At 43.5% G+C, this 18,828-nt stretch carries 14 protein-coding genes; 7 read left to right on the forward strand and 7 right to left on the reverse strand.

Annotation, left to right across the window (positions count from 1 at the left end; all coding sequences use genetic code 11):
• Nucleotides 1-57 precede the first annotated feature (57 nt).
• Together FM019_RS08520 and FM019_RS08525 are read left to right on the forward strand one after the other, a co-directional pair.
• A complete protein-coding gene (locus FM019_RS08520; RefSeq protein ID WP_143835791.1) occupies nt 58-1,341 on the forward strand; it encodes a PotD/PotF family extracellular solute-binding protein in 1,284 nt (427 codons plus the stop codon).
• A 19-nt stretch (nt 1,342-1,360) separates the two neighbouring features.
• Nucleotides 1,361-4,069 carry a hybrid sensor histidine kinase/response regulator gene (locus tag FM019_RS08525; RefSeq protein WP_143835500.1) on the forward strand — a complete coding sequence of 903 codons (2,709 nt, stop codon included), beginning with the start codon at nt 1,361-1,363 and terminating at the stop codon, nt 4,067-4,069.
• A 73-nt stretch (nt 4,070-4,142) separates the two neighbouring features.
• On the opposite strand, the gene FM019_RS08530 is transcribed toward FM019_RS08525, so the two are convergent.
• Together FM019_RS08530 and yaaA are read right to left on the reverse strand one after the other, a co-directional pair.
• Entirely contained in the window at nt 4,143-5,420 is a 1,278-nt protein-coding gene (locus FM019_RS08530; RefSeq protein ID WP_143835501.1) for a lytic murein transglycosylase, read from the reverse strand.
• Between the two features lie 99 nt (nt 5,421-5,519).
• A complete protein-coding gene (gene yaaA / locus FM019_RS08535) occupies nt 5,520-6,293 on the reverse strand; it encodes a peroxide stress protein YaaA (RefSeq protein WP_143835502.1) in 774 nt (257 codons plus the stop codon).
• 408 nt (nt 6,294-6,701) lie between these two features.
• Between yaaA and tal the strand changes: the two genes are divergently transcribed.
• The 3 genes from tal to FM019_RS08550 all read left to right on the forward strand — a co-directional run bounded on the left by tal (nt 6,702) and on the right by FM019_RS08550 (nt 9,967).
• On the forward strand, nt 6,702-7,661 hold the full coding sequence (tal, locus tag FM019_RS08540) for a transaldolase (protein ID WP_143835503.1): 960 nt from the start codon (nt 6,702-6,704) through the stop codon (nt 7,659-7,661).
• 18 nt (nt 7,662-7,679) lie between these two features.
• Nucleotides 7,680-9,326: a glucose-6-phosphate isomerase gene (gene pgi, locus FM019_RS08545; protein ID WP_143835504.1), complete on the forward strand. Its 1,647-nt coding sequence runs from the start codon at nt 7,680-7,682 to the stop codon at nt 9,324-9,326.
• A 470-nt stretch (nt 9,327-9,796) separates the two neighbouring features.
• Nucleotides 9,797-9,967 carry a DUF3545 family protein gene (locus tag FM019_RS08550; RefSeq protein ID WP_143835505.1) on the forward strand — a complete coding sequence of 57 codons (171 nt, stop codon included), beginning with the start codon at nt 9,797-9,799 and terminating at the stop codon, nt 9,965-9,967.
• 51 nt (nt 9,968-10,018) lie between these two features.
• Here FM019_RS08550 and ung read toward each other — a convergent pair whose 3' ends face one another.
• The 5 genes from ung to FM019_RS08575 form a co-directional block, all read right to left on the reverse strand.
• The gene (gene ung / locus FM019_RS08555) at nt 10,019-10,675 is read right to left on the reverse strand and encodes a uracil-DNA glycosylase (protein ID WP_143835506.1); all 657 of its coding nucleotides are present in this window, start codon (nt 10,673-10,675) and stop codon (nt 10,019-10,021) included.
• Nucleotides 10,676-10,678: 3 nt separating this feature from the next.
• Nucleotides 10,679-11,965 carry a threonine synthase gene (gene thrC, locus FM019_RS08560; RefSeq protein ID WP_143835507.1) on the reverse strand — a complete coding sequence of 429 codons (1,287 nt, stop codon included), beginning with the start codon at nt 11,963-11,965 and terminating at the stop codon, nt 10,679-10,681.
• A 45-nt stretch (nt 11,966-12,010) separates the two neighbouring features.
• Nucleotides 12,011-12,973 (reverse strand): homoserine kinase, encoded by a 963-nt coding sequence (gene thrB, locus FM019_RS08565; protein ID WP_143835792.1) that lies wholly within the window; start codon nt 12,971-12,973, stop codon nt 12,011-12,013.
• A 3-nt stretch (nt 12,974-12,976) separates the two neighbouring features.
• Nucleotides 12,977-15,439 carry a bifunctional aspartate kinase/homoserine dehydrogenase I gene (gene thrA, locus FM019_RS08570; RefSeq protein ID WP_143835508.1) on the reverse strand — a complete coding sequence of 821 codons (2,463 nt, stop codon included), beginning with the start codon at nt 15,437-15,439 and terminating at the stop codon, nt 12,977-12,979.
• A 300-nt stretch (nt 15,440-15,739) separates the two neighbouring features.
• Complete coding sequence (locus tag FM019_RS08575; protein WP_143835509.1) at nt 15,740-16,105, reverse strand: response regulator; 366 nt, start codon at nt 16,103-16,105, stop codon at nt 15,740-15,742.
• A gap of 86 nt (nt 16,106-16,191) precedes the next feature.
• On the opposite strand from FM019_RS08575, the gene aceK reads away from it, so the two are divergent.
• Nucleotides 16,192-17,901 carry a bifunctional isocitrate dehydrogenase kinase/phosphatase gene (gene aceK, locus FM019_RS08580; protein ID WP_143835510.1) on the forward strand — a complete coding sequence of 570 codons (1,710 nt, stop codon included), beginning with the start codon at nt 16,192-16,194 and terminating at the stop codon, nt 17,899-17,901.
• Nucleotides 17,894-18,814: a 1-aminocyclopropane-1-carboxylate deaminase/D-cysteine desulfhydrase gene (locus FM019_RS08585; RefSeq protein WP_143835511.1), complete on the forward strand. Its 921-nt coding sequence runs from the start codon at nt 17,894-17,896 to the stop codon at nt 18,812-18,814. The genes aceK and FM019_RS08585 overlap by 8 nt, the downstream gene beginning before the upstream one ends.
• Nucleotides 18,815-18,828: the final 14 nt, after the last annotated feature.

Genomic DNA, 18,828 nt, shown 5'->3' on the forward strand with positions numbered 1-18,828 from the left:
ATAAAGCGTCACTAATGTACTAATTTTTAAGACGTATTTGTGAAAAGTAAGGTCGAGATGTCAAAATCCGAGTCAGTGGTTAACCGCTCCAAACGGGCCACGCTAAAGAAATTAACGTCAGGCAGTCTGGCTACTCTTGCTTTGGCTAAAGCACCTTATGTTTTTGCACGTAATAAGGTACAGCTTAAAATTCTGGGCACCCATGTGACGCTGCAAGAGGAGCTGCGTCAAAAAGCCATGGCTGACTTAGGAATCGATTTACTTTTTGAACCAAAAGGCAGTGCTGCGGTATTGCAAAAAGCCTCCATGGCGCCTAGTTCATTTGATTTATTTGAACAATGGTCAAATAGCATCAATGTGTTGTGGCGATCTGGTTCCATTCAACCTATCGAAAAAAAACGCATCAGCAATTGGACTGAAATCAACGCTTTGACTAAAACAGGCAAAGTCGCCAAGGATGCAAAATTTGGCGCGGGTGATGCACCTTACAAATTATTGCACGTGCAAGAAGACAATTCTCTGGGAATACCCCATACCGATAAAATAAGCTTCCTGCCTTATGTTCATAATGTCGATTCATTTGGCTACAACACCAACGTCATTCCTAAGGGCATCCCATATGAAACAGAGAGTTGGGGATGGCTGCTGGACGAAAAACACAGAGGCAAAGTTGGGATTGTCAATGCACCGACCATCGGACTCTTTGATTTGGCTTTGGCCGCCCAAGCCAATGGCGTTGTGACTTTTGGCGATATTGGCGCGATGACCAAACAAGAGTTGGATATCCTGTTTAATCATCTTATCGAGCTTAAGCAAAATAACCATTTCAGTGGTTTTTGGACCTCAGTACCCGAATCCGTTGATTTCATGCGAACTAATCGTGTGCATATTGAAAGTATGTTTTCACCTGCTGTGTCGGCACTAAACGGTCAAAATGTGCCCGTCACCTTTGCGGCCCCGAAAGAGGGTTATCGAGGTTGGCACGGCGTTATGTGCCTGTCTTCAGCAACTCAAGGCAGTAAAAAGGACGCAGCTTATGATTACATGAACTGGTGGTTGTCCGGTTGGCCGGGTGCATTCATTGCACGACAAGGTTATTACATTTCCAATCCGCAACGTTCAGCAAAATATTTAAGTAACGCTGAATGGGATTATTGGTATCAGGGTAAAGCCGCGGCAGAAGATTTGCGTGGCACCGATGGTAATATTTCAGTTAAAAAAGGTGACATCCGAACAGGTGGCAGTTACGAAAAACGTTTCAGTAATGTTGCAGTATGGAATACAGTGATGCCTATCTATGAATATAGTTTACAAAAGTGGTACGAGTTCATTAGTACATAATCACTGAGGCAAGGATTGATTGTTCAGGTCACTTAAATTTCAGATTTCCATCGTGCTGTTCGCCATGGTATTGCTCCTGGTCGCGCAAGGCTTCGTGTCGCGTGAAAATCAGCAAAGGTTCAATGACGGAATAGAGCTCTCCCAACGCACCGTTGAGCGGGTCAACATTGTTAGTGAATTGGAAAAGGACGTACTGGACCTGCAGCGCTTCGTTTTAATATTCAAGCAAACCGCTAGCAGTTCGGTACTGACACGATTTGATTCCATTTACAACAAGGTAGTAAGTAACTTAGGGCTGTTGGAAGACTCGGTAGCCTTAGAACAGAATGTTGAAGCCTATCAAGACCTGGTCACTCGTATGCGCTCTCATCTAGAAGATTACCGAAGTAATTTTGAGACCGTGGTAGAAGGACGTAGCCGCCAGGAAAATCTGTACCGAGATGGTATCGAGCTAGACATTCAAACTTTGGAAACTAAACTCAAAGACTATGAAAACAGTCATTTGCTAAACGAGCTAGAACGCACTGGACTTGCAACAGCGCGCTATCATCTTGCATCCTCTCAAGCAAAAGCACTTAATTTCTTAATCAGCCCAGATCCCGGAATTATAGAGCAATTTAAGCGGGAGCTAATCCTCACCCGTGAAGCATTGATACCATTATCTGGTGCCAATGGATTCGATCAGAGTATCGAGCAAGGACTATCAAAATTATCCGCTGATTTTTTACAATTGACCCAGGTCACCCGTGGCTATTTGTTTTTGGTCAATGTTGTCATGGCCGGCTCTGCTAACGAGTTTTTGTATTTAGCAAGAGAACTTAGTCAATTGGTAACAGACAATCAGCAACAAACCAAGGCAAGCGTTTTACAAAAAGCAAATGTTGCACAAGTTAATAACGATTTATTTGCTGGCATAAGTATCGCTCTGGCCTTGTTTGCTGCGTTGTTTTTTGTATACCGCGTAATGTTGCCCATTAACACCATGACAGAACTTTTTAATACGCTGGCAGATGGAAAAGACATTGAGCAAGTTCCCCTTACGGAGCGTAAAGATGAAATTGGTGAATTAGCTTCTGCGGCCAATGTTTTTCACGAGAAGAATCTGCAAACCACTGAGTTATTAGAAAACGCCAAACAACTCAATGTACAACAGGAAAAACTTAATAACGACCTTGCCCTTTCGACACTAAAAGCAGAGCAAGCAACGGCGTCCAAAAGCATTTTTCTGGCCAATATGAGTCATGAAATACGCACCCCAATGAATGGGATAATTGGCTTGATTGAAATTGTGCTTAAATCCGAATTGACGACCGAACAGCGTGAGAATTTGCGCAAAGTTGCCTTTTCATCACATATTTTGATGAGTTTAATTAACGATATACTTGATTTTTCGAAGATTGAAGCAGGCAAGCTTGATATAGAAAATGTGCTGTTTTCGCCTAAATCATTGTTCGAAAATTTATTGTCAAACATTTCGGTAAAAGCAAAAGAGAAGAACTTAAATATCCAGTTTATGGTCAATCCTGACTTGCCCGTGCAACTGATTGGCGATCCACTTAGGATCAGTCAAGTAATGCTCAATTTGTGCACCAACGCCGTTAAATTCACGCGAAATGGAACAGTTAAAATAGAAATCGACTTTGCATATACCAATACCCATTCGATAGATCTTAAAATGTCGGTAATCGATACCGGTATTGGCATGGATGAGCAACAACTGAACAACGTTTTTGCACCTTTTACTCAAGCTGATGGGTCGACAAGTCGTCAGTTTGGAGGTACTGGCCTTGGACTCTCGATAGTCAAACAGCTGGTTAATTTAATGCAAGGCTCAGTGGCTGTCGATTCTGAGGTTAACGTCGGGACCCGATTTGACGTTTGTGTACCTATGAGGGTTGAAGACGACTCAGATAGAATCATGAATATGTCTATCGACAAACACCTCTGCTTTTATCGCATCAATGACTGCCAAGTAATAGCTAAACAATACCTCAAAGCAATCGATGCACATTACCAACAACTTGACGAGACATCCCTTGAGCAGTTTATCCTCGATGCGCCCTCAGATAGTATTCTTTTAATTGAAATTGATGAGTTGGAGACCCATAAAAAACTGCAAAAATCTATTGCCGACGCTGTGGCGAAAAACATTCATTTAGGATTAGTCACCAATACACAACCCAGTACGTTGCCTGCTTTGTTAGCACAAAAATATAAGATTCCGGTAATGGCGCACCCATACAGCCCTGCGCAATTCAAAGAATTTATCTACCAAATATGCGATCTACAACTGACCGAGGATGAGTTGCATGAGTCGGCGTTTGAGTTAACCAATCATCAGCTTTCCGGGCACATTTTGCTTGTTGAGGATAATGCCATTAATCAAGCCGTCGCAGGGGAAATGTTGAGACAAATGGGGCTTACCTTTGATGTCGCGGAAGATGGATTACAAGCGGTTACAAAAGTTGTTAATTCTCCGCATTACGACTTGATACTGATGGACATACAAATGCCCAACATGGACGGTTACGCAGCAACCAAAATGCTACGTGAAAGAGGTTTTGACGAGCTAATTATCTGTGGGTTATCGGCTAATGCAATGAAAAGCGACTTTAATAAGGCCTTCGAAGCGGGTATGAATGACTATATTACCAAGCCAATCAAACAAGTCTTGTTAGCTGAGATGTTGATGAAATATCTGCCCGAAAGAGCCGATGTCGAAACTTGATAACACCACACAAACCCGCTCCCGATCAAGCCATTGTAATACCTACTGGCGTCGCTTGTCCGATTTGGGTCGACTAAATTTCTGACTTTACTCGTTGACCTACCTGCGCCTGTTCATCGATCGCAATACGCTTTTGTACTTCTCGCTGGATAGCATCAAATACTGATTGCATAGGGTATCCGTCAGCAACCATGTTATTGGCCAATTGGAAACTTCGAATTCCTGCACGCGTTGCAGGACCGATGATTCCGTCGGCTTTGCCTACATCAAATCCTAAATAATTTAGTCCTTCTTGCAAAGACACCATGTCGCTAATTGGATAGTTCGGTAAATCGGGTAGTGCTTTGTACCACTGGGGTTTACCAACAATTCTATCCGCCAGGTAACCCACGGCAAGCGCGTAAGACTCCGAATTGTTCCAACGCATGATCACATCAAAGTTTGCATAAACCAAAAATGCAGGCCCGCTGGCACCGGTTGGCAGAATAAGTGAAGCACTAAGATCTGTATCAGATAGCGAACTGTCGTCGACTTTTTTAATCCCTAAGGCCGACCATTGGGCAAGTGTTTTTGTTCTGTCTTTGCCCGCATATGCATAATCGAACTCGTTAGGGATCGTAACTTCGCGTCCCCATCTGAATCCACTTTGCCAACCTAACTGGTTTAAGAAGTTAGCTGCAGATGTTAGCGCATCCTCCTCACTGTCCCAAAGGTCAACTTTGCCGTCGCCATCGCCGTCAACAGCATAATTTATGTAAGCTGAAGGCATAAATTGTGTATGTCCCATGGCTCCCGCCCATGATCCTTGCATCTTGGTTTTAGTTAAAGATTCACGCTCCATCAGCCGAATAGCAATCAATAGCTCTTGGGTAAAGAACCGACTTCTTCTGGGATCACACGCCAGCGTAGCCAACGAATCAATAATAGGCATTTTACCCTTGTAGCTGCCAAAGTTTGTTTCCAGACCCCAGAATGACACAAGATAATGGGCTGGGATCCCATATTTTTGCGTTAGTTGGGCCAACAAAGCATTGTGCTTTTTGAGCATCTCTTTGCCTTTAGCAATACGCCAATCAGTGACCCGTTTATTTAAATATGCAGGAAAAGTTTGCACAAATTCAGGTTGGTTCCGATCGTACTCTAGAACTTTGTCTATTTTTCTGACATCACCCAAAGCAGCATCAACATATTTGGCGTCAATTCCAGATTCGAGTGCAGTTTGTTGAATGTTGGTTATACACTGTTCAAAGCTTAATGAGTGGGAAGCGTCCTGTGCACTAGCATGCATAACAGGACCAAAGGTTAGCGTCATTACAAGCACACACCAAGCTTGCATTGAGTGGTTCAACATAACGTCCTCGGGTTCAGCGTTTCACCTAAGGTATAGGCGGTGAAACGGAATAATTATTCGCCCATCATACACGTTGAGTTTGTACTCAGACAAGAATTGTTATTGCGCTGCGCGTTTAAAAACCAGTGTCGAAGCGTTACTTTCATCGCTGCAGAATCGATAGCCGTCTGAGCTAAAATCCTTCAATCCCTCGGGCGTATTAATTCGATTCTGAATAATATATTTTGCCATCATTCCTCGGGCTTTTTTTGCAAAAAAGCTAATAATTTTATATTGGCCGTTCTTTTCATCTTTAAACACAGGGGTCACTATTTTTGCATTTAAAGCATCTGCTTTTACAGACTTAAAGTATTCATTTGAAGCCAGATTGACCAAAACCTCAGCGTGTTGATGTTGCAGCGCGTCGTTCAGACCTTCAGTAATGTGTTTTCCCCAAAATGCATAGAGATCTTTGCCGCGGCCATTTTTTAGTTTGGTCCCCATTTCCAAACGATAAGGTTGCATCAAATCAAGAGGCTTTAACAAGCCATACAAACCGGACAAGATACGGAGTCTTTGTTGAGCAAAATCTAAATCTTCTTCGCTCAGTTTGTCAGCTTCAAGTCCTGCGTAAACATCCCCATTAAAGGCAAATAACGCTTGCTTAGCGTTTTCTTGATCAAAGGGAGTCGACCAACTAGAAAAGCGTGCAGCATTTAGACCCGCCAGTTTATCGCTGATCCCCATCAGGCTAGAAAGATCTGCCGGACTGAGTGTTTTACATTGGTCTACGAGTTCTTGTGCGTGCCCTAAGAAATCAGGTTGTGAAAAAGGCAGAGATTGAGTCGAGGATTCAAAATCTAGATTTTTGGCCGGAGATACAACTAAGAGCATTTCTATTCCTATTAAGTATTGGCTTTGTTCGGCAGGTTGAACACTGAATTTTGCCTAATGATGATAATGACAAATCAAGACTCACCGATTTGGCTTAGCTACATTGAATAAGGGTTAGTTATGTAAATTCAAGGTGTGTGGATCATCTAAATCTCTTTAAAGCTAGTTCCCACTAAAGATGGTATAGATTACATTGACCCGCATAAAAAATCTTTGAAGTTATAACTTAGTGTTATTTTTTCTGGTTTTGTCGGGTAGAAATTTGATAATCGGTTGAGTAGCCCTAGAAACCTTGAGCTAACCATATATACTCTATGCCCAAGTAAAAACTTAATGTCTGCATGGTAAATATATCAAGATACAAACTTGATAAATCAACTTGCTATGTTTTTTCACCAGAGGTTTTCAATGACAAATCAATTAACTGCGCTAAGAGAAATCACCACTGTTGTTGCCGATACCGGCGATATCGAAGCTATCAAAAAATACCAACCTGTTGATGCGACAACGAATCCTTCGCTGTTACTCAAAGCGTCCGAATTACCACAGTACAAATCACTTATTGATGAGTCGGTTGCGTGGGCCAAACAACAGTCTAATGATCTAGCCCAGCAAATCGAAGATGCGGGTGACAAACTCGCTGTAAGTATTGGTAAAGAGATAGTGGATATTGTTCCTGGCAGAATTTCGACAGAAGTTGATGCACGTTTGTCATTTGATACGCAAGGCAGTATTAAAAAAGCACAGAAACTCATTGAGCTGTATGCCCAAGCAGGCGTAAACAAAGACCGAGTTTTGATTAAATTGGCCTCCACTTGGGAGGGGATTCGCGCTGCAGAAGAACTAGAGAAGCAAGGTATCAACTGTAATCTCACTTTATTATTCAGTTTTGCCCAAGCTAGAGCTTGTGCTGAAGCCGGCGTATTTTTGATCTCTCCTTTTGTTGGCCGCATCCTCGATTGGTACAAAGCGAGTACCGGAAAAGATAGCTATCCTGCGGCGGAAGATCCTGGCGTTTTGTCGGTAAGTAAAATTTATCAGTACTACAAAGAACATGGTTACAAAACCGTTGTAATGGGTGCTAGCTTCAGAAACACCGGTGAGATCGTAGAATTAGCAGGCTGTGACAGACTAACCATTAGTCCCAATCTGTTAGAAGAATTATCGAACACACCTGGCGGTCTTGAAACCAAATTGATCGACCAGGGCGCGAGCAAAACACCTGGGGATAAATTGACTGAAAGTCAATTTAGATGGGAACACAATGAAGACCCTATGGCCACAGAAAAACTAGCAGAAGGCATTCGAAACTTCGCCAAAGATCAAGACAAACTCGAAGTCATGCTGAAAAACTTATTGTCATCATAAATAGTCAGGATAAATGCCATGTCTACATTGAGCCAGACCGAACAATGGAAGTCGTTAAACACACTTGCTGAAGGCCTAAATGGTCAACACATGCGCGATTGGTTTGAACAGGATCCGCAACGTGCCAAACGTTACAGCGTTAAAGCCTGTGGGATCTTTTTGGATTATTCGAAAAACCTGATTAATGAGTCGGTTCTCGACGCTTTGTTTGATCTTGCTGACAAACAAAACGTGTCTGGGAAACGCGACGGCATGTTTGCTGGCGAGATAATCAATCACACAGAAAAGCGTGCGGTGCTGCATACTGCATTGCGAAACTTTTCTGGGCAGCCGGTCTACGTTGATGGGCAAGATGTAATGCCTGAGGTGTTGGCTACTCAAGATAAAATACGTGATTTTGTGGCAAGCATTCATTCAGGTGACCATAAAGGGGCAACTGGCAAGGCAATCAAACATATCGTGAGTATTGGTATCGGTGGGTCATTTTTAGGTCCTAAAATTATGTCTGAGGCCCTAAAACCTTATTGGCATGACGGGATCACCGTGCACTACGTGGCGAATGTAGACGGATGTCACATAACTGACGTGCTTGCGGCTTTGGATTATGAAGACACCTTGGTCGTCATGTCGTCCAAATCTTTTACCACTCAGGAAACCTTGCAAAACACCCTCACTGCTAAAGCATGGTTTTTGGAGCAAGGCGGAAGCCAAAGCGATATCGCCAAACATTTTGTGGCAGTATCGTCGAATGTCAAAGCCGCGGTCGAATTTGGTATGGATGAGAACAACATCTTCCCTATGTGGGACTGGGTAGGCGGCAGATATTCATTGTGGTCGGCGATTGGCCTGCCCATCGCCCTTACTATCGGCTATGACAATTACCGCGCGATATTGCAAGGTGCCTACGAAATGGATTGTCATTTTAAGCAAGCGCCGATGAACGAGAACTTGCCAATGCTGATGGCCTTGTTAGGGGTTTGGTATACCAACTTTCATGCAGCACAAAGCCATGTACTTCTGCCCTATTACCATTATTTGCGGGGCTTCCCAGCCTACGTACAACAGCTAGATATGGAAAGTAATGGCAAACGTATTGCTAATCAGGCTGATGATATTGATTACGCTACAGGCCCAGTCATCTGGGGGAGCGAAGGCACAAACGGCCAACATTCGTTTCATCAATTGATCCACCAAGGCAAAGTGTTGATACCAGCAGACTTTATGTTGCCACTTAACGTGCCTAACAAAAATGACACGCATCACAGTATGTTGGCGTCTAATTGTTTCGGTCAAACCCAAGCGCTGATGCAAGGGAAAACCTATGATGAATGTTATGCCGATCTTAAGGATGCGAATATCGACAATGCAACTCGTCACTCGCTGGCCAAACACAAAACCATGCCGGGCAATAAACCCAGTAATACATTGTTATTTGATCGGTTAGATCCCAAAACCTTAGGTGCATTAGTTGCGTTGTATGAACACAAAGTATTTGTTCAAGGTGCTATTTGGGAGGTTAATTCATTCGATCAATGGGGCGTGGAGCTTGGCAAAGTGCTTGGTAATCAAGTGTTGGATAAAATCGTCGATTCCGAGTCGAACCTTGATTTCGATGCTTCGACCAACCAGCTTATTAGTGCATTTCGAAACGCTAATTCGCAATAAGATCCCCGCACAGCGTGCGCCCACAAGAAACCGCGGAGAAGACGTTTAATAATACGTCATCTCCGAGCGCTTCCACCCTCGTCATCTCCGAGTGCTTTCACCCACGTCATCTCCGAGCGCTTCCGCCCACGTCATCTCCGAGCGCTTTTGTCGGAGATCTCTTGGAGACTAATCAGATCCCCCACTGCGTGCGCGCCAGAAGGGACCACAGTGATGACGTTTTTATCTGTATGCTCCGAAAACAATAACCTACGTCATACCTTGTGCATTTTTTAAGCAAATGTTTTATAGAGGTTTTTGGCCTGTGATCTAATGTCACCATTTCTTCATCATTTGTTAATAAAAAGTAAAAGTAAGTGTTTTATTTTGTTCAAGCCTATGGTACATACTGTACTTGCAACGACATTGGTCAGGAAAAACCAAGTCGATTGTCAGCCTTATTTGCGAAAAAATAAAAATGGAGACGTCAAGTGGATACTAAAGAACTTCTATCGATGATTGACAGCGAAGCCCGCCCATCAAAAACAAAAAGCAAAAAGCGTAAGTGGAGAGAAATTGAAGCGATTCAAGATCGCTACCGCCTTAGAAAAGAACTAGAAGAAATGGATATGTCACTCGAAGCAGAATTGGCAAATCTATAAACACTAAGCCCCGCTCATGCGGGGCTTTTTTATTACTTTTATAATTTTTAGCTAACCCCAATTGATTGGGATTTGACCTTGTGTCTCTAATAAATTGTTTGTTTGGCTAAAATGACCGCAGCCCAAAAATCCTCTGTGTGCGGACAGTGGAGAAGGATGTGTGGAAGTGAGCACATGATGGGCAGTTCGATCTATTAACTGACCTTTTTTCTGTGCGTGACCTCCCCATAGTAAAAACACCAGACCCTTTTTGTGCTGACTTAATATTTTTATCACTGTGTCTGTGAAGGTTTCCCATCCTATCTTAGCGTGAGAATGAGCCTTTCCCTGCTCCACCGTGAGCACTGTATTGAGCAGGAGCACCCCTTGTTCGGCCCAGGATTGCAGATATCCATGATCTGGAATTTGAAATCCTTCGATATCTTGATGCAGTTCTTTATAAATATTTTTTAAGGATGGCGGCACTTTAACGCTGGGTAAAACAGAAAAACACAAGCCGTGGGCCTGGCCTTCACCATGGTAGGGATCTTGACCAAGTATCACCACTTTCACATCATCAAAAGACGTGCTTTTAAATGCGTTAAAGACGTCTTGCTGCGGTGGAAAGATCACTTTACCGTTGTCTCGTTCACTGCTGACAAACTCGATAATCTGTTTGAAATAAGGGCGTTGCTTTTCTTCGCCCAACAGATCTTTCCAACTCGGCACAGACTAACCTTTTAACGTTGCAAACAAATGCGCTTTAAGCGCTTTATAATCGCTAGGAAGTTCAGCAGATAATATCTCTTTACCTGCACAATCTGCCAGAGGTTGAGGAAGGCTAATAGGTTGACCTAGCACATTTTCAACACTTTCGCGGAATTTTGCAGGATGGGCAGTGCCCAGGAAAATCCCAGTATCACCTTCTTCCATGAACCGCATCAGTGACTTGAAAGCAATTGCAGCATGAGGCTCGCTGATATAACCCAACTGAGCGAGTTGTTTCATCGCGACCTGCGTATATTCTTCATCAACTGCGTCTCCGACTAATAGTTTCTTGTCGATAAACCCTTGTTCAATTAACGCTTCAATTCTCGGCCAGTTGTTGGGTTGGCTAACATCCATAGCGTTAGATAATGTTGCTACTGTCGTGCTCGGCTCCCATTGGCCGGTTTTCAAATAACGAGGGACTGTGTCATTGGAGTTGGTCGCCGCGACAAACTTTTTAATCGGTAAACCCATGACTTTGGCAATCATACCGGCAGTAAGATTACCGAAGTTTCCGCTTGGAACAGACACAACAACGTTGTCGCGCTTATCAGCTTCAAGTTGTGATATCGCTTCAAAGTAGTAACACACCTGAGCTAACAGTCGACTGATATTTATTGAATTGGCAGAATTCAGGTGCAACCCTTCTCTGACTTCCGGATCATCAAATGCGCTTTTAACCAATTGTTGGCAGGCATCAAAATCATCTTCAATGGCAACAGTGTGAATATTGTCACCCAATGTGGTAAAGAGTTTTTCTTGTAAAACACTGATCTTACCCTTGGGATACAATATCACCACATTGATGTTGTCTATGCCATGAAAAGCGTGCGCAACTGCCGCACCGGTGTCGCCAGAAGTTGCGGTCAGGATGGTAATAGGCTGCCCTTTAGCAATAACAGAAAGCACCTGTGCCATAAAACGCCCGCCAAAATCTTTAAAAGCTAATGTCGGTCCATGGTATAACTCTAGGCTGTACACGTTGTCTTTGACTTCAACTAAAGGTGCACCAAATATAAAGGCTTTTTCAACAATGCTTTTGACGTCTTCTTTGTCCATTTCATCGCCAATGAGGCGCGTCAGGATCTCAACGGAACGCTCAACAAATGGCATTGATAATATTTCGTCAATGTTGTCAAATGACGAAAATTGTTGAGGAAAGTACAACCCCTGATTTTTACCCAAGCCTTTTTTAACCGCCTGCGCAAAACTGGCTGTATCCGTATTGTCTTTTAAATTAAACAGTTCCACTAATTACTACCTTAAACTCGTTGCCGGTGCCCTGGCACCCAAAAATCAAGCGGTCATCGCCCCTTGTTTATCAATTTTGCAAATATGACTAAATCCATTATCGTTTTGAATGTAGTGTTCATTCAACCATCGTTGAATATTTTCTGCATGTGTTAACTCGTTGCACACGGCAAAAACTGTAGGGCCTGAGCCAGAAATCCCAAATGCCAAACCACCATTATCGATGGCGTATTCGCGGCTCTGGTCGAAATATGGCAACAACGACTTTCGATAAGGTTCAGCTAATACATCGTTCATGACCGCTGCCGCCAATTCTTCATCCTGGCGATAACAAGCATCAACAAATACCGCAAGTTGCTGACCGAATTCTATCGTCTTAGACATGTCAACGTGTTTGGGTAAGATATTCCTGGCCTCCGCTGTCGATACACTGATACCAGAATAGCATACAACCCAATACCAATTCTCAAACACTGGCAGCGACAAAGCGATTTGATTCGAATGACTATTCATCAACGTTAAACCGCCAACGTAACAAGGTGCTACGTTGTCGTAGTGCACACTGCCGCTGATTTGGCCTTCCAGCTCTCCCATCAATAACAGTAATTCACTTTGCGAAAAAGGTTGACCATGAAAATCATTAAGACCATGCAGCGCCGCTACGATCGAACTGGCACTGGAGCCCAGGCCACTGCCGATTGGCAAATTCTTGGCCAATGTCATGTGCACAGTTTGTGCGGTCTGACCACGCTCACCCAATTTAGCACTAAACGCTTGATAACAGCGGTACACAATATTGGTTTTCGGATCTGCAGGCAGTTTGTGGGCAAATCGCCCTTCAACACTTAAAGAAAACTCAGCGGCTTTTTGAATTGTTACTTCATCTCCGAGTCGAGAACCATCCAAAGGTGCCAGCGCTGCGCCAAGTAAATCAAAACCTAAACTCACATTTCCAATAGAAGCGGGAGCGTAAGCCGTTATGCTGTTTTGATCATCTACATTCATCATCAATTAAACATCCTGCTTCCAAGGCATAGTGCGCAGTACATCGGCAAATACTCCTGCCGCCGTCACGGTAGCCCCGGCGCCATAGCCTCGAATAACATACGGAATAGGTTGATAATAATGACTATGTATCGCCAAGGCGTTTTCACCTTCTTTTATTGTGTAAAGAGGATGCGCGCTGTCAACGGCTTTTAAAGACACTTTACATTGACCGCTCTCGATGGAACCAACATACCTTAGCACCTGCCCTTTTGATTTTGCTTCATCAACTAACTGTTGATAATGCTCATCTAGTTTAGGTAAATTCTGCATAAATTCATCAATCGAACCACTGGCATCAAAAGAGTCCGGTAACACAGATTCGATTTGAATGTCTTCTAATTCAAGTTCGAGATCGGCCTCTCGGGCCATTATGAGTAATTTTCGCGCAACATCCATTCCCGACAAATCGTCACGAGGATCAGGCTCGGTAAATCCATTTTGTTGTGCCGTAGAGGTTGCTTGGGAAATGCTCAGACCTTCCTCTAGCTTTCCAAAAACAAAGGACAAAGAGCCAGACAAAATACCTTCAAAACGTTTTAGCTCATCACCAGCATAGATTAACTTTTGTAAGTTATCGATGACTGGCAGCCCCGCACCCACGGTCGTTTCATAAAGAAACTGACGGTTTGTTTTCTGTGCAGTAGCTCTTAACTGACGGTAGTAGCTAATCTCACTGGTATTGGCTTTTTTATTAGGAGTGACAACATGAAACCCCGCATTCAAGAAATCGACGTATTGACTAGCGATAAATTCGTTACTGGTACAATCAATGATAACCGGATTAATTAAACTGTTCTCTTGCACAAAATCCACCAGCGTTGGAACAGAAAATGTGGTTTCAGACAAACTTAGTTGCGCAGGCCAGGCGTTATTGAGATCGACTCCCCCTTTTTCCAGAAGTAACTGCTTACTGTTAGCTATGCCATAAACTTTCAGGCTAATCCCACGTTCAAGCAATGGGTTTTGTTGCCGTGCCATCTGTTGCAAAAGCTCTTTCCCCACATTGCCACACCCCACCAGGAAAACGTCAATGGAGTGGGAATTCGAGAAAAAATTCTGGTGAACAACCTTAACCGCTTCTTTGGCGCGGTGGCTTTCAATAACAGTTGATATTGAGCGTTCAGAAGAGCCTTGGGCGATAGCCACGTTGTTGACTCGCGCTTGTGCCAAAGAACTGAAGAATTTCGCGGCTAAACCTTTTGAATGACGCATTCCGTCACCTACTAATGTTACGATAGCCAAATCGTGTCTGACTTCTATAGGATCTAAAAGATTGTTAGCCAGTTCCAAGGCAAAGGCATCTTCCAACAAATTTTGCGCACGTTCCGAGTCTTTACTGTGGATACAAAAGCTGATGCTGTATTCCGAAGACGATTGTGTGATCAGGCTGATAGAAATATTCGCATTAGACATCACTTCAAATACACGGCTGGCCATACCCACCATGCCCTTCATTCCAGGCCCAGCAACGTTGAACATTGACATGTCATCAAGATGAGAAATGCCTTTGACACTGGTCCAGATTTCACTGGATTCTTTACCTATTAAGGTGCCTGGTGCCGCTGGGTTTAGTGTGTTGCGGATCAAGCAAGGGATGTGATGCTGAGCAATGGGTCCGATCGTTTTCGGATGCAGAACTTTAGCGCCAAAATAAGACAGCTCCATAGCTTCTTGGTAGGTGAGCTTGTCAAGCAATACTGCGCCTTCAACTTGATTTGGGTCAGCATTGTAAACACCATCTACATCTGTCCATATTTCACAGCATTGTGCATCCAAACAAGCAGCGAGGATTGCCGCTGAGTAATCAGACCCATTGCGCCCCAGAGTAACTTTTTCACCGTCGAGATTAACGGCAACAAATCCAGGCATAATTAATACTTCTGCGGGATCGTATACCATGTCAGCAAATCGGGCTTTACTTACTGCAACATCAGCAATGCTATCTAGATATTCGCCTTCTGCTACGATGTACTGAACGGGATCAATAATGTGATTTTTTTGTCCAAGCGAGGTCAGGATTTCACTAAAAATGTTGACACTGACGTACTCCCCCATACTGAGGATTTTGGCGGTGATTAGATCTGGCGCACAACGAAGAAGCTGAATACCGTCCAGATGTTGTTTCAGCTCTTCCAAGGTAACATCAATGAATTGGTGAATTCTGGCGGTGCGAAAAGCGGGTAAGGTGCTGGTCAAATCATCGCAGATGCCGTTTAGCGTCATGCCAAGTTTGGCGTAAAGTTCGCCAAAATCTTTCCCTTCACTCGCTCTGTCACACAATAGTGAAAGTGCATTCGTCACACCTTTGGGTGCAGAAAGTACCACTGCTGCACCGTTTTCCTGATGGCTGGCCAGACTGATGTCCTTCACGCTCAAGTAGCGTTTTGCATCAGCTAACGACGACCCACCAAATTTCAACACCTTCATTTGTCGCTCCTGTTCCACACTTGTATATTTTAACCTAAACACTTTTTAGGGCCGTAAATAACAAAAAAGCCCGCTAGTTTCGCGGGCTTTTTTTTAAATTTCTTTAAGCACTAGCCGGCGACAGTCCCAATTGGGCTGGTAATCATCATCATGCCGGTGGTGCTAATTATTGTTTTTGTTTTCATATCTGCAATTTGCCGTATAGACGTCTATATGTCAACTAGCAAAGTCAGATTATTGGGGATTTTTAATTTTTAGAGCGTGTTTATCTTTGTTGTATGAAATTTTTTTCGTTAGCTTTCAATACAACCCAAAGCGTTGCAATACGCTTTGTAACTTATGCCCGTCCACAGGTTTTTCAATAAAATCCAATGCGCCGAGTTGTTCAACACGTTGTTTCATTTCAGGTTGAATATCACCGGAGATGACAATAACAAATACTTCGATACATTTGTTTTTGATCTCTTGTAATACCTCGATACCGTCCATGATTGGCATAGTCAGATCAAGGAACAGTAGTGCGTAGGTGGACTCTTGTAACTTCTCGACAGCTTCTTGGCCATTAGTCGCAAGATCAACTTCACTGGCAAAGTTTTCTGGCAGGCTGCGCTGCACCATTTTTCGGGCAATCGCAGAATCATCACATATCAATACTGGAAAACTCACAAGGATTCCTTTTTTATTATTATTGTTTGGTTAATTTGTGGTTCAATATGCTGAACAATCATCAACACTGTACTTTGACAGAAACTATGCAGTCAATTCAAGAAAAAGTTGCTTACCAGATTCTTTTTGGATTTGAAAAAAACTATCGATGGTTCTGTCGAATCACTTCAGGCGCTAAACTACGGTTTGAACAAGCCCAATGGAACGCAGCACAATCCGCGGTCAAAGAGCGTATATCCACTTATGAACAAAGTTTGTCTGACACCGTCGCCGAACTCTACACCTTGCTCAATCCACACAAGCAAACCACTGATTTTTGGCAAGATGTTAAGCGCAATTTCGCTGAACAACTTGATCAGCATCCACAGTATGAGCTAGCAGAAACCTTCTACAACTCGGTTATTGGTCGCATCTATAAACACGGGAAAATAGACGACTCCATCATGTTTATTCTGCCGAGTCGTTGCTACTTCGCCGGCCAGGACAGGGCAAAAATCGTCAACAGCTTCGATACCAGTGGCACAGTGGGTTCGATGATGGCATCAATTCTGACCATCTACCGTTTTGCAATTGATTTTGAAAATAAAAAACTGGATCTTCAAAACTTGGACAATGCCTTAAGGCAACGGCTTGATCGAGAACAGCTAGCTCGTGTGCACACAGTGGAAATACTTAAACCGGTATTCTACCGTGGGAAAGCTGCTTACTTAATTGGCCGTATTTGTATGCCGGAGCAAACACTGCCCTTTGTCATTGCGCTGCTGGTAAACGATAAAAAACAATTGGTGGTTGATGCTCTGCTAACTGAGAACAAAGACTTGAGTGTTATCTTCGGTTTTGCACGTTCTTACTTTATGGCAGATACCCTTTACCCAGCGGAAATTGTGGCGTTTCTGCAAGAGCTGATGCCCAACAAAAAGAATTTCGAGTTATACATGGCGATTGGTCATTATAAGCATGGCAAAACCGTATTCTATCGGAATTTTCTACAACACCTATCGCAATCTGAAGATAAGTTCACCTTCGCGCCAGGCATTCGCGGGCTGGTCATGGCGGTATTCCATCTTCCCTCATACGGCGTGGTTTTTAAAATTATTAAAGACGAATTTCCAGAGAGTAAAAGTGTAACCCGTGAACAAGTTAGAGATTGCTATCGTTTAGTAAAAATGACCGACCGAGTCGGTCGCATGGCGGATACCCATGAGTATGTAAACTTTAGATTGCCCCTGGATCGTGTCGATCAGCAGCTTTTAAATGAGCTGCAAGACGTTGCCAGTAAAAATATAGCAGTGACAGATACCGAGCTCATCATCAAACACGTTTATATTGAACGCAAAATGACGCCGCTTAATTTGTATCTACAACAAGAGTCTGATGAGAACAAAGTCGCTCAAGCGATCGATGATTTAGGTTTGTGTATCAAGCAAATTGCCGCTGCAAATATATTCCCTGGCGATATGCTGCACAAAAATTTTGGCGTAACGCGCCATGGCAGAGTAATCTTTTATGATTACGATGAAATATGTTTAATGCATCAGCGCACTTTTCGGGATTTACCCAAGTCCGATGATCCCTTTGCCATGGATACCTTATCTGTCTCGCCGGTTGACGTATTTCCCGAACAATTTGAGCATTTTATTGTTGGTAAAAAACACCTCAAGGATTTGTTAAAACAACTCCACCCTGACTTGATGACAGCCGAATATTGGCGAGCTGCGCAGCAACGCGCCGCCACGGGAGAGGTACAGCATTTTTCACCCTATTCGGAGAGCAAACGCTTCTTACGTCATGGATAAAAAAAGTAACGCACTTACAGCGGAGTTGTCACTTTGCCTTCCCTCTATCGAGCAGCGACTGTCAGTTGACTGGCAGAATGATAACCAAGTGCAGCTATGGCTTAAACGCGATGATCAGATTCATTCCGTCATATCAGGAAATAAGTGGCGCAAATTGTCATATGCCTTAGAAAAGATTTACCAATCTCCTCCTAAAATGGTGATCAGTTTCGGCGGTGGGTACTCTAATCATCTCCATGCATTGGCTTACTGCTGTGCACAAATTTCGGTACCATTATTGGCAATAGTCAGGGGAGACTATTCAGATAACATGACGCCAATGCTCACCGACATACAAGGTTGGGGAGCCAATATTGAATTTGTGTCCAAGGCAATTTATCAGCAGCGCACTGAGCAACATTTCCTCGGTAATTTGATACGCAAACATCCAGGCGCAACGATTATTCCTGAAGGGGGTTCTTCCGAGCACTCGCAACAAGGCGTGAACGATATTATTGTCGAACTTACCCAGCCATACGACTGGATTATTGCCCCGGTTGCCAGTGGTGGCACGCTTGCAGGGCTTAGTGCAGCCTGTGGCAAATCCGCTACTCATCGAAATACCAAGATATTAGGGGTCGCGGCACTAAAAGGCGAAAACTATTTGGAGTCTTTAGTTGAAGGGCTGTGTCCAAGTGCTCGGAACTGGCAAATTGAGCATGGCTTTCACTTTGGTGGATACGCTAAATCTAATCAGCAACTAGATGAGTTTTGTGCTGATTTTCAGCAATCCCTTGATGTCCCCATCGAACCTGTGTATTCAGGAAAAATGTTGTTTGCAATCAGACATATGGTAGAAAACAATGAGTTTGCCCAAGGAAGTAAAATTCTCGCTTTGCATACGGGTGGATTACAAGGTGCTAGAAGTGCATAAAACAATAAGAAAGT

The sequence above is a fragment of the Aliiglaciecola sp. M165 genome (assembly GCF_007197995.1).
Classification (GTDB): domain Bacteria; phylum Pseudomonadota; class Gammaproteobacteria; order Enterobacterales; family Alteromonadaceae; genus Aliiglaciecola.

Excerpts from the sequence above, each read along its gene's own strand:
- FM019_RS08520 (WP_143835791.1), top strand. The coding sequence starts at position 58 with ATGTCAAAATCCGAGTCAGTGGTTAACCGCTCCAAACGGGCCACGCTA.
- FM019_RS08530 (WP_143835501.1), bottom strand. The coding sequence starts at position 5,420 with ATGTTGAACCACTCAATGCAAGCTTGGTGTGTGCTTGTAATGACGCTA.
- yaaA (WP_143835502.1), bottom strand. The coding sequence starts at position 6,293 with ATGCTCTTAGTTGTATCTCCGGCCAAAAATCTAGATTTTGAATCCTCG.
- tal (WP_143835503.1), top strand. The coding sequence starts at position 6,702 with ATGACAAATCAATTAACTGCGCTAAGAGAAATCACCACTGTTGTTGCC.
- pgi (WP_143835504.1), top strand. The coding sequence starts at position 7,680 with ATGTCTACATTGAGCCAGACCGAACAATGGAAGTCGTTAAACACACTT.
- thrB (WP_143835792.1), bottom strand. The coding sequence starts at position 12,973 with ATGATGAATGTAGATGATCAAAACAGCATAACGGCTTACGCTCCCGCT.
- thrA (WP_143835508.1), bottom strand. The coding sequence starts at position 15,439 with ATGAAGGTGTTGAAATTTGGTGGGTCGTCGTTAGCTGATGCAAAACGC.
- aceK (WP_143835510.1), top strand. The coding sequence starts at position 16,192 with ATGCAGTCAATTCAAGAAAAAGTTGCTTACCAGATTCTTTTTGGATTT.
- FM019_RS08585 (WP_143835511.1), top strand. The coding sequence starts at position 17,894 with ATGGATAAAAAAAGTAACGCACTTACAGCGGAGTTGTCACTTTGCCTT.